Genomic DNA, 13,192 nt, shown 5'->3' on the forward strand with positions numbered 1-13,192 from the left:
TTTGCGCATGCTCGATTCCTTTTCAGCACAATTCGGAACGATTTTACCCAGCCTTGATGGTAAGCGTATTTTGCTTGCTGTTAGCGGAGGATTAGACAGTTGCGTACTTTTGGATCTTATGAGAAGGCAAGCTGTTGATATCGCTGTGGCGCATTGTAATTATCAATTGCGAGGTGATGAAAGCAATGCAGATCATCAATTGGTGAAGCAACTCGCTAAAAAGCACAACTTGGTGTTGCACGATGTTGTCTTTGATACCAAAACCATGCTCGACACCACTAAGGAATCTTTGCAGATGTTGGCCAGACGTCTGCGTTACAGTTTCTTTGATGATTTGTGTGATGCTCACGGTTATGATTATGTCATGACCGCACATCATGCAGACGATGCTTTAGAAACTTTCTTGATGAATTGGAGTAGAGGAAGCGGTGTTAAGGGTCTGGAGGGCATTCCTCGGCAAAATGGAACCATTTTACGTCCGTTGTTGGATTTTGATCGGCAAGTTCTTTTGCAGCATGCCAATGCCAATGATCTGCAATGGCGTGAAGACAGTTCTAATGCCTCAGAGGCCTATTTGAGAAATCAAGTGCGCTTGACAATTGTTCCTGCGCTCAAAGAGGTATTTCCCAACATTACTGATAAGCTTAGGGAAACGCAGCAGCATTTACAGCAAGCCAATGAACTAATCTCCGCCTATATGCAGGGCTTAGAAGGAGTCGTTTGGAATCCTACTACAAATGGATTGTCTATTGACCTGACTGCGCTCTCCAGGGTGAATTCGCCAAATGGAGTGTTGTATCAATTACTGAGTCCCTTTGGGTTCACGGATTGGGATGCAGTATACCGATTGCCAATAGGCCAATCGGGCACTGAGGTCCGCACGGATGATTACCAATTGCTCAAGGATCGGGAATTGTTGATTTTACAATCCATCAGCAGTAAATCATTTGAACACTATACAATCGAATCCTCAGAACAAACGGATCATTTGCCCATTGACTTGCATTTTGAGCAGATCGATGCGCTAAGCCCTTGTGATAAAAACACCCTAATTGTAGATGCGGATTTGCTCAAGTGGCCCTTGAAGTTGCGAACTTGGCAGGCCGCAGACCGATTTTTTCCCTTCGGAATGCAAGGTTCACAGAAACTCAGTGACTACTTCATCAACCAGAAAATATCACGACTGGAAAAAGAAAAAATATGGCTACTTTGCAGCGACTCCAAGATAGTTTGGGTGGTTGGTCATCGGGCAGATGATCGCTTCAAAGTCAGCAACAACACCAAAAACCTGCTTCAGATTACATGGCGCGATTAAAATATTTATACAGTGTTCTTTTAGTTCTTTTAGCTTTTACCACTCAGGCTCAGGTCACTGATCCCATCAAATGGACTGCGGAAGTAAACGAGCAGAATGGCGATACCATTCGCATTACCTTGGATGCGACGATAATCCCAGAGTGGTATACCTACGCCTATTATATGGACGAGGGTGGGCCTATTCCTACGGAGATCTCCTATGAGTTTGCTGAAGGAGATTATACCGTGATAGAAGATGTTGTAGAAAGCGAGGTGAAGCGCAAGTATGACGAGACCTTTGAAATGGAGATCGGGATTCATGAACAAAGCGCACGTTTTACACAAAGCCTGGTCCAGAACAAAAAGGGGGCTCCTTTAAGCGTTGTAGTTGATTACCAATCCTGTGACGCAGAGCGCTGCATATTTGAGAATGCTATTATTCCATTGAAAGTGCCTGGAGGTGCTGAAATTGTTGACAATCCTGAGGCTACAGCAAAGGACAAAGAGCTTACCGATGCCTTGGTATTGGAGATGGGCAACACAGAATTTTTAGAAACGAACGAACAGCAAAACTCAGGTTGGAAGAACTTTTTGCTCGGATTTCTCGGTGGACTAATCGCTTTACTGACTCCATGCGTGTTTCCGATGATTCCGCTTACCGTTTCTTTTTTCACTAAAGGATCAGAAAACAGAAAACGCGGCATTGTTAACGCCTTGCTCTACGGGCTGTTTATAGCGCTGATCTACGTGTTGTTGAGTGTGCCGTTTCACGTTTTGGATTCCATCAATGAAGAAATACTCAATACTATATCGACCAATGTGACGCTGAATGTGGTGTTCTTTGTGATCTTTTTGGTTTTTGCCTTTTCATTATTCGGTTATTTCGAATTGACTTTGCCGAGTTCTTGGGGAACTAAAATGGATCAAAAGGCGACTTCCCTAGGTGGAGTCCTAGGTATTTTCTTTATGGCGATCACCCTAGCCATTGTTTCTTTTAGTTGTACAGGACCGATTTTAGGAACCCTTTTGGGAAACTCTTTGTCCTCCGATGGTGGCGCTTGGCAGCTCACCTATGGAATTGCAGGCTTTGGATTGGCCCTAGCGCTTCCATTTGCCTTATTTGCCATGTTCCCAAACTGGCTGAATTCTCTGCCCAAAAGCGGCGGATGGATGACTACCGTTAAAGTGGTATTAGGGTTTTTGGAGCTTGGCTTTGCCTTTAAGTTTTTAAGCAATGCTGATTTGGTATCTCATTGGGGCTTGCTCAAGCGTGAGGTCTTTTTAGGGATTTGGATACTGTTGAGTTTAGCTTTAGCGGCTTATTTGTTTGGTTTCATCAAGTTTCCGCATGATGGACCTAGAAAGCGCAAAGCGGTTCCTGTGGTCTTAGGATTGCTGTTTGTGGCTTTTGCAGGCTATATGAGTTTGGGGATTCCCAATCCACCAAAATCTAATTTACCCGTATTGAGTGGGTTTGCACCACCGATGTTCTACAGCGTTTATGACAAAGAGATCTCCGATATTCACGGAGAATACACCTATGCCACATTTGAAGAAGGCGTAGCAGCGGCAAAACGCCTTAAAAAGCCAATCATCATAGATTTTACCGGATGGGCTTGCGTGAATTGCAGAAAGATGGAAGAGCAGGTCTGGGTAGAACCAGTAGTCAAATCCCTATTGCATGATGAGTATGTTTTGATCTCTCTATACGTGGACGACCGCGAAGCCTTGCCAGAGCAGGAGCAGTTCAATTTTGTTCGTCCAGACGGCTCCTTAAAGTCCATTCGCAATATTGGAAACAAATGGGCCACCTTTCAAACGGTCAACTTTAAAAATAATTCTCAGCCTTATTATGTGCTGATGGACGCAGATCTCAATCTGCTCAATACGCCTATTGGATACACTCCAGATGCCTCAGAATACGCAGCTTGGTTAAAACAAGGTTTGGAGAAGTACAAAGAAAAACCTGCTCTAAAGTTTAATTTCAGTCAATAAAAAAAGCACTCTGAACACGAGGTGCAAGAGTGCTTAGACAAACCTAACTTAGCAAAGACTGAAGCCCTAGAGCTTCAGTTACGTGCTTTGCCTATTAATAAAAATTCATCCCCACAAAAAATTATTAATTGTAACGACGAAAGCACGCTTTCTTAGTTGGTTAAAAGTAGTGTGGTATTGACGTAAATCCTATACGTATTTCCACGTATTTTTCAAGGCCTTAAAAAGCGCTAAGTCCTCCATTTTTGGTAACTTCACAACTTATGAGATTGAAACGGTTTTGCGTATTATTTTTCTTCCTGACAGTTGGGCTGAGTTTTGGTCAGGAGATTCCTCCGATCAAAGCCTTCACTTCTAAGAACTATCAGGCAGGAAATCAAAACTGGAGCATTACTCAGGATACACAAAACAATTTGTTCTTTGCCAATAATGAAGGACTGCTTCATTATGATGGCAATAACTGGACGTTGTATAATTCTCCCAATAAGACCATAATGCGCTCGGTTCTAGCCATTGGCGAGCGTGTCTATTCAGGTTGTTATATGGAGTTTGGTTATTGGGAGAAAGACGGCACAGGGCATTATGAATACACTTCCATCAGTAAGGATATTGCGGGCAGGCTTGTAGAGGACGAACAATTTTGGAGTATACAACAAGTAGATGATTTGGTCTTATTCCAATCCTTAGACAGGATTTACATTTACAATACGCGCAATGCGACAATAGAGACGGTGCCCACTCCGGGAATTTTTAAGATGTATCGTCAGGGCAACACTTTTTACTTTCAGGATAACGCGCTGGATTTTTACAGGATCGATCAACAACTGGCCCAGCCCACACAAGACCTTTCAGATTTTGATAAAGACCGCGTTGTGGCCTTGTTCCCGACCAGTACCGGGACTTTGATGCTGAGCCAAACTTCTGGCTTTTATCGATTGACTCCAGAAGGATACACCCCTTGGCCCACAGCTTTAGATAACATGGCCAGTGATCTACGAGTTTATGCTGCTATTCAGTTAGAGAACGGCAATTTTGCTGTTGGTACAGTCGCCTATGGCTTGATGATCCTAGACAGTCAAGGAAATTTGCTCACGCAGTTCAATCAGCGTAACGGTCTGTCCAACAATACGATTTTAGCACTTTATGAGGATGCAGATAACAATTTATGGGCAGGTTTAGATAATGGCATTGATGTATTGAATCTAAATGCACCTCTTAAGATATATACCGACATAAATGGCACCATTGGGAGTGTTTATACGGCTGTTGAGCATGAGGGTCGGTTGTATCTTGGCACCAATCAAGGATTGTTCTACAGATCGATTAATAGTGTTGAGGATTTCAGGCGTATTGATGGCACCAATGGGCAAGTATGGGAACTACAACGCATTGGTGATGCCTTATTTTGTGCGCATAATGATGGAACCTTTTTGATTGATGGAACTTCTGCTAAGATGCTCTCCGGTCATTCCGGGAGTTGGACCTTTTTAGCGGTTAATGATGATCCTGACAAGATCTTAGTTGGTAACTATCAAGGCATAAGTTTGTTGTCAAAAAATAACAACACTTGGGAATTTGCAGGAGTGCTGGAAGGTTTTGCCTATTCTGCACGTTTTCTATTGTATGACTCTTCTGGAGACCTATGGGTCAATCACGAGTATAAAGGCGTATATCACTTAAAACTAAATCTAGAACAGCGAGAGATCACTGAAATTACAAGAGATACAACGCTTCCATTGGGGAAGAATTCAGGAATGGTAAGTTATAAGGACCGCTTGGTTTACGCTACGGAATCTGGGGTTTATGTAAAGGAAGGTAATTCTGAATTTCAACGTGACAGTTTACTCTCTTCAGCCTACCAATTAGACAACCAATACGTTACCGGTCAATTGGACGTGGACAAGCAGGAAAACCTTTGGTTGTTTGGAGCCAATCAGATCAAGATCTATGGACCGAGTTCCTTTGGACGTTCTATAGTAATGAAAAACATATCACTTTCAGAAGATATCCGCAATCAAGTCATAGGATTTGAAGAAGTAGGTAATACCAGTGAAGGAGACCATATTTTAGGGACCACCAGCGGGTACCTCACTTTAGACATCTCCGGCTTTGTGCCTAGACTCAATACGGTATATATAGGTAATGGTTATATGTTAAGCGAGAAAGGGGAGCGGCGCGATATTGCTGCTGAGGATACCGATTTTGTGTCTGGCTTTAACAGTTTACACCTCAAACTCAATACGCCTAATTACGATACTTACCTCAGCAAAGAATTCCGATACCGTTTGCTTGATTATAGAGAACAGTGGAGTACTTGGGGCGCAGACAACAATGTGGTTTTCGAGAATCTGCCGCCAGGCAGCTATACCCTAGAGGCGCAATCGCGTATTGGCTTGAATTCTTCGACTAATACAGCCAGAATGAATTTTACCATTGCTAAGCCTTGGTATGCCTCAAATTGGGCGGTTGGTTGTTATGTAGTTCTCGGTTTAATTTCAATGCTGGTGGTGAATGAGGTGTATCGTAGACGCTATAAAAAGCAAAAACAGAAGATCGAACGCGAGAACAATCAGCAATTAGAACTAGAGCGCCTTAAAAATGAAAAGCAGAGTATTGCCTTGAAAAATGCCAATCTGGAGCGTGATATGGCTAGTAAGAACCAAGAATTGGCCACTGCAACTATGGGGATGGCTCGGAAAAACGAGGCCCTACAAGGCATTAAGAAAGACTTGGATAAAATTGACGAGAAGGACGCAAGAGCGCTTTTAAAACGCGTGAAATCTATAATTGAAGAAAATCTAAATGATTCCAGTGATTGGGAGTTGTTTCAAAAGGCCTTCAATAATGTGGATAAGGATTTCATTAAAACCTTAAAATCAAAGTATCCAAAGTTGACCCCAAATGACCTTAAATTATGCACCTATTTAAGGCTTAATTTAAGTTCTAAAGAGATTGCTCCTTTACTAAACATTTCTGTTCGTTCTGTAGAGATAAGTAGATACCGACTCCGCAAAAAAATGGAACTGCCATCGGGCATTATTCTTGTAGATCACATTCTTTCCATTTAATGTTGAGGCGTTTATTTGTTAAATTACCCTCAACATTACCTATACAATATTAACCTAAACCTGTGCTATCTTATCCGAACGGCCTTTACAGCAAAGTAATTAAGTATCTGTAAATTAAGGCTTTAGGTAATTGATATTATCAATATATCAATTTAAATGTTAAAATTTTAGTATGTATATATTTTGTAGGGGTGGAAATTGAGAATTCGCTATTGTAGTGGTGTAATTTAGTGGATGTAATATTAAAGTACATTTATGAAACTGCTCTTTACCGCAATTTTCGGCTTTTTTATCCTGACTGTATCGGGTCAGCAACTCAACATCAACGGAACGGTTTACGACAATCAAAACATCCCCTTGGGAGGAGTTAATGTTGTAGTTCAAAATACAAACCTCGGAGCCATTACAGATTTTGATGGTAATTATGAGATTCAAAATGTTCCAGAAGGATCCGTTGTAGAATTTACCTATTTAGGATTTAAGACTGTCACACGTACTGTGAATAGTGCGGGTACACTAAACGTTACGATGGAAGAAGACGCTCAGGCGCTTGATCAAGTCGTAGTAGTCGGATACGGAACACAGAAGCGTAAAGAGATTACTGGTGCCGTCGCGGTGTTATCTTCAGAAACTATTGAAGAATTAAAGCCACAACGAGTAGAGCAAGCACTTCAAGGTCAGGTAGCTGGGGTTCAGGTAACTTCGGGTTCTGGAGCACCAGGAAGTGCTTTGAATATTAGAATTCGTGGTATTGGTACTAACGGAGATTCAAGGCCTTTGATTTTGGTAGACGGAAACGTGATTGAAGATCTGAGCGTACTGAATCCAACGGATATTGAGTCTATTAATGTATTGAAAGATGCAACTGCCGGTATTTACGGTGTACGTGCAGCAAACGGTGTAATCCTTATTACGACTAAATCAGGACGTAAAAATCAACCCCTTTCTTTAGCATTAAATACGTATACAGGATTCCAAAATACTACGCGGAAGTTACCCGTGCTCAATGCAACAGAATACGGTCTATTGGTAAATGAATCCTTTGCCAATGGTGGAAGCCAACCGCCTTTTACCAATGTCAGTGGCTTTGGACAAGGAACAGATTGGCAAGATGAAGTATTTAAAACGGCCGCCATCGGAAGTATAGAGCTCTCTGGTGATGGTGGTGGAGAAAACTCCAGATATTCCTTTAGTGTTTCCTATTTAACCCAAGACGGTATTGTCGGTGGAGGAGAAAAATCAAACTTTGAGCGTAAAACGGCTCGTTTGAACTACAACCTTGACTTTTTAGAAAATTTCAATGTATTTACAAGTGCCATTTATTCTGATGTAGAAGGGCGGGGAATTCTAGAGAACACTATTGGATCCGTTCTTTATAATGCTATTAATAACGCGCCAACCTTTGCGGTTCGTGATTCTAACGGAGAATTCACTAAAGCGGAAGGTCTAGGAAACGAGGTGATCAACCCGGTTGCACAGATTGAAAATACATTTAACCGAGGAAGAACCCGTAAAATTGGGGGTAGCGTAGGTTTGCGCTACGATTTCTTAGATGCATTCTCAGCAGAAGCGCGCTTCCAGGGTAACTATTCAGAAGTTGAGGGCTGGTTCTTCTCTCCAATCGTAGATTATGGAGCAGGTAAGGTTTTCAATATTGAAAGAAGTGCTGTCGGCGAATCCCTAAACACCTTTAAAGATTATACGTTTGACGCTTTTGTAAAGTATGAAAGAAGCTTCAACGATGCGCATAACGTAAAAGTAACGGCTGGTACCTCTGTTTTCCAAACGGTTGGAGAATTTACAGGACAGACTGGTTTTGATATTATTGACAACGACGTGGCCAATGCATCCATTGCTCAGGCCAGTGATGTAATTGACAACTTCCCTAACGGAGGTAACACCTTTGATGCGCGCTTGCTGTCGTATTTCGCACGTGCACAGTACGATTACAAAGGAAAATATTTATTCTCTGCCGTGATCAGACGCGATGGTTCAACCAAGTTTGGTCCAAGAAACAAGTTTGGGTACTTCCCTTCATTCTCAGCAGGTTGGGTTATTTCTGATGAGGCCTTTATGGAAAACACCGACTGGTTGGATTTCCTTAAACTACGTGCTTCTTACGGTATCATTGGAAACGATAGAATTGCAGACTTCGGATTCGTTTCACTGTTGAACGGAGAAGGAGTGTATGTATTTAATGAAGAACTCACCTTTGGGCGTGCACAAGGACGTTTGCCAAACCCACAGATCCAATGGGAAGAGCAAGAGACCTATAATATTGGTATTGATTCGCGCTTCTTCAACAGCCGCATGAACTTTACGGTTGATTACTTTAACCGTCGCACCAATGACCTTTTGGTTGTAGCTCCTGTTTCTGGAGTGCTTGGAGCCAGCGGTCCTGGTGGCCTTCCGCCGGTGATCAATGCAGGTTCTGTAGAGAACAAAGGGGTTGAGCTTCAATTGGGTTGGAGAGACGAGATCAACGAAGATTTTAAATACAATGTGAGCGGAAACGTTACTTTCATTCAAAACGAGGTGCTTTTTGTACAGAGTGACAATGGATTCATTCCAGGGCCAATCGCCTTTGGTGTTGGACAGGATCAGTTCATCTCAAGAATGGAAGCCGGACAGCCATTAGGTTATTTCTTCGGATTACAAACTGATGGTATCTTCCAAAATCAAGACGAGATTGATGCTCATGCCTTACAAGAAGGCGCACAGCCTGGCGATATTCGTTTTGTAGATACTAACGGAGATGGAGTGATTAATGATGAAGACCGTACCAATATAGGAGATGCTTTTCCAGATCTTTCCTTTGGATTGAATTTATCTTTTGAATACAAGAATTGGGATTTCAACGCCTATGCGTTTGGAAGCTTAGGAAACGATATCGTCCGAAACTATGAGCGTAATCAACAGTTGACCAACCGTCAAGTAACTTCGCTTTCGCGTTGGACAGGACCAAACACTTCCAATAGTTTCCCGCGTGTGACCAATGCTGCGACTTTAAACACCGTATTCTCTGATTTCTACGTGGAAGACGGATCGTTCTTAAGACTTCAGAATCTTCAAGTAGGATATTCTTTAAAGGACTCTTGGTTGGAGAAGCTTAAACTGAAACAACTGCGCATTTATGCGTCTGCTATAAACTTATTTACCCTTACCGAATATTCAGGTTTTGACCCAACTGCCTCTAACGGCAATGGATTGACTGCAGGGATAGACCAAGGTTTCTATCCGTCAGCACAACAGTTTTTGGTAGGTCTAAACATCAGATATTAAAATTATGAATACAGCTCAATTTTTAAGATCAGTTTTTGCGTTTTGCTTAGTGGTATTCTGCTTTGCAGCGTGTAGCGATGATTTTGTGAATGTAGATTCAGAGGATCAGAACTCAGAGAACTTCTTCAATACAGAAGAGGATTACCAAGCAGCCTTGATCGCTGCTTATGACTTGCTTCAAAGCTCTTACATCAACGTGATGTTGGGCGAGATCGCTTCTAACAATACCTTGGCAGGTGGTGAGAGTGCCATCGATGTACCAGGTATTCAGGAGATAGACGATATGCGCCACACTCCAATCAACAGACAATTGCAAGACATTTGGGCTTGGATGTATGCTGGAGTAAATCGCGCAAACTTCATTATGGAGTTTAAAGACAACCTGGAATTTTCTGGGAAAGACAATGTGCTTGGACAAACCACATTCCTTAGAGCTTATTACTATTTTGAGCTGGTGAAATTCTTTGGTGATGTACCTTTTGCGGTAGATCAGCGCATTCTCTTTGGAGATGAGGCTACCATTGAACGTACTCCAGTAGCAACTATTTATGCACAGATAGAAGATGATCTTGAGTTTTCAATTGCAAACTTACCGGTAGTGCAAGACGTGCCAGGCCGCGTAACCCGCGGTGCTGCTCAAGCCTTGCTTGGACGTGTGCTCTTGTTCCAAAATAAATTCAGCGAGGCTCGTGTGGTCTTGGATGACTTGATCGCAACAGGTACTTATTCTTTGGTAGCTGATTTTGCGGAGATCTGGGAGAACGAAGGTGAGAACGGACCGGAATCTGTCTTTGAGATCCAATACACCGATGTAGAAGGAGCTAGCTTTGTTTGCTTACAGTGTAGTGAAGGAAACGTAGCTGTCGGATTTAATGGAATCAGAAGTTTTAGCGGACCGCTTTACGATTCTGGATTCAGTTTTAATGTTCCAACACAAGAAACTTATGACGCCTATGAGGACGGTGATTTGCGCCGCGATGTAGGTATCTTGAATATAGAATTGTTTGCTGAAGAAAATGCCGGATTTAACGGAGGCGCGGGAGTGTCTTGGGTAGAAGGTTTTGAGCATACCGGATTCTACAACAGAAAGTATATCGCACGTCAAGGGGATTCCAACATTGGAGATCAAAACTTGACCAACCCTAATAATTATAGAGCAATTCGCTATGCTGATGTTCTGCTGATGGCAGCAGAAGCACACAACCGCGGAGGTGGTTCTGATGTAACTGCGCAGATGTATTTGAATGAAGTACGTGATCGTGCAGGATTAGGTCCAGTAACGGCTACAGGAAGTGCGTTGACAGAAGCCATTTACTTAGAGCGTCGTTTGGAACTGGTTGGAGAAGGACACCACTTCTTTGATCTAGTTAGAACTGGGCGTGCTGCAACAGAAATAGACGGTTTCCAAACCGGTAAACACGAATTATTCCCAATTCCAGCCATTGAAATCCAATTGGCCGGTAACCGTTGGGAACAAAACCCTGGATACTAATATGAAGCATTTGATGAAAACCCTTAAGCCACTTGGAGCGCTGACTGTGCTCTTTTTACTGGTATTTAGTGCTTGTGATAAGGACCGTGATCTAGACTTTTTGGATCAAATAACCGAGCCACAAGACCTGCGTTTATCAGTATCTCTTGCTCAGGATAATTCAGGAACTGTAACCTTTACACCAACTGCAACGGGAGCTTCTGCTTTCACAATCGAGTACGGTGATGGAGGCGGTACTAGTGAAGAGCTTACGCCAGGGCAACAAGACACTCACGTTTATGCAGAAGGAACCTACACGGCAACGCTGACAGCTTTCAATCTAGAAGGTGAAAGCACCACTTTAGATGTAGAGGTGGTAGTTTCTTTCCGCGCACCAGAAAACCTAACGGTGAATGTGCTACAAACCGGAGATGCTTTTACTATAGAAGTATCTGCCACAGCAGATTTTGCCGCAAGTTTTGAGGTGTTCTTTGGAGAGGTTGCTGATGAAGAGCCGACTCCATTCGGATTGGGAGAGTCCGCTTCTTATACCTATGCGGACGTTGGGTTTTACGATGTACGCGTTGTCGCCTTAAGTGGTGGCGCAGCAACAGCAGAAGAAACCGTGACCATTGAGATCAGCAATCCAATTGTATTACCGATCGACTTTGAGTCAGAGACCATTGATTACAACTTTACAGATTTTGCAGGAGCACAAAGCCAAGTGATTGATAATCCAGATCCTTCTGGAATCAACACAAGTGCAAAAGTTGCTGAATTCCTTAAAGAAGACGGGGCTGATATTTTCGCAGGAACCATCTTGCAATTAGGAGACCCTATTGATTTCAGCACCTTCCAAAGCTTCACTATTGATGTGTGGTCGCCTTTGGCTGGTTCCACAGTAAAACTAAAATTAGAGAACGCTGATGACCCTGCAATTGCTACAGAGATCGATGCGGTTACCACTACGACCAACGAGTGGGAACAACTCGGGTTTGATTTCTCAGAAGCTGATCTAACACAAGAATATTCTAAAGTGATCGTATTTTTTGACTTCGGAAACACCGGAGCTGGAGATATTTTCTACTATGACAATATTGAACAAGCCAACGTAACTACTGGTGCAGTCGTAACACTTCCAGTAGATTTTGAAGACGACTCTTTAGACTACGGTATCGTTGGATTTGAAGGCGCTGAGTCGGCCAGAGAAGCCAACCCTGTACCTGGAGGAATTAACACCAGTGCCAATGTGGTTCGTACTACCAAAACGGTAGGAGCGCAGTTCTTTGCTGGAACCATCGTACAACTGGGAGAGCCGATCGACTTTAGCGAGACTACAAGCATCCGCATGAAGAGTTACTCACCAAAAGCAGGAATTCCAGTGCGTATGAAGCTGGAGAATTCTGCGGACGCTGGTGAGTTCGTTGAGCTCGATGTAAACACAACTGTCATCGATACCTGGGAGACTTTGGTTTGGAACTTTACCGGAGCCACAGGAACCTATGACCGTGTGATCATCTTCTACGAATTTATCGTTGATCTGCCTGGAGATGGATCGACCTATTACTTTGACGATATTGAATTGGATCTTGCTGGAGGTGATCCAGGCGTTGAATTGCCTGTAGACTTTGAGGATCCAGATCTAACCTATACCGTATTTGGTTTTGAAGGAGCAGATTCTGCCGTAGAGGCCAATGCTGTTCCAGGAGGTATCAATACCAGTGCTACTGTTGTTAGAACTATTAAGACAGTTGGCGCGCAGTTCTTCGCAGGAACTATTGTAGAGCTAGATACGCCGATAGATTTCTCTGCAACACAAATGATCTCTATCAATACTTATTCGCCTAAAGCGGGCATTCCAGTGCGATTGAAACTGGAAAACTCTGCAGATCCTGGCGAATTTGTGGAATTAGACGTAAACACCAATGTCATTGACACTTGGGAGACCTTGACCTGGGATTTCGCCCCATTGAGTCCAACAGGAACTTATGACCGTGTGATCATCTTCTTTGAGTTTGTCGTAGACCTACCGGGAGATGGATCCACTTATTATTTTGACGACATACAACTTGCATTTTAA

General features: G+C 42.9%; 6 protein-coding genes. All 6 read left to right on the forward strand.

Going from position 1 to position 13,192, the window contains the following annotated elements; genetic code table 11:
- Positions 1-7: 7 nt before the first annotated feature.
- The 6 genes from tilS to ACSLP7_RS09740 all read left to right on the forward strand — a co-directional run bounded on the left by tilS (position 8) and on the right by ACSLP7_RS09740 (position 13,192).
- A complete protein-coding gene (gene tilS, locus ACSLP7_RS09715; protein ID WP_435579118.1) occupies positions 8-1,315 on the forward strand; it encodes a tRNA lysidine(34) synthetase TilS in 1,308 nt (435 codons plus the stop codon).
- Positions 1,303-3,291, forward strand: coding sequence for a cytochrome c biogenesis protein CcdA (locus tag ACSLP7_RS09720; RefSeq protein ID WP_435579119.1), 1,989 nt, complete (start codon positions 1,303-1,305; stop codon positions 3,289-3,291). The genes tilS and ACSLP7_RS09720 overlap by 13 nt, the downstream gene beginning before the upstream one ends.
- A gap of 263 nt (positions 3,292-3,554) precedes the next feature.
- Entirely contained in the window at positions 3,555-6,359 is a 2,805-nt protein-coding gene (locus ACSLP7_RS09725) for a two-component regulator propeller domain-containing protein (RefSeq protein WP_435579120.1), read from the forward strand.
- A gap of 255 nt (positions 6,360-6,614) precedes the next feature.
- Positions 6,615-9,641, forward strand: a complete 3,027-nt coding sequence (locus ACSLP7_RS09730) for a SusC/RagA family TonB-linked outer membrane protein (protein ID WP_435579121.1) — start codon at positions 6,615-6,617, stop codon at positions 9,639-9,641.
- Positions 9,642-9,645: 4 nt separating this feature from the next.
- On the forward strand, positions 9,646-11,133 hold the full coding sequence (locus tag ACSLP7_RS09735; protein WP_435579122.1) for a RagB/SusD family nutrient uptake outer membrane protein: 1,488 nt from the start codon (positions 9,646-9,648) through the stop codon (positions 11,131-11,133).
- Positions 11,084-13,192 (forward strand): hypothetical protein, encoded by a 2,109-nt coding sequence (locus tag ACSLP7_RS09740; protein WP_435579123.1) that lies wholly within the window; start codon positions 11,084-11,086, stop codon positions 13,190-13,192. The genes ACSLP7_RS09735 and ACSLP7_RS09740 overlap by 50 nt, the downstream gene beginning before the upstream one ends.

Origin of the sequence: Gilvibacter sp., from assembly GCF_965601605.1 — a bacterium.
Lineage (GTDB): Bacteria > Bacteroidota > Bacteroidia > Flavobacteriales > Flavobacteriaceae > Gilvibacter.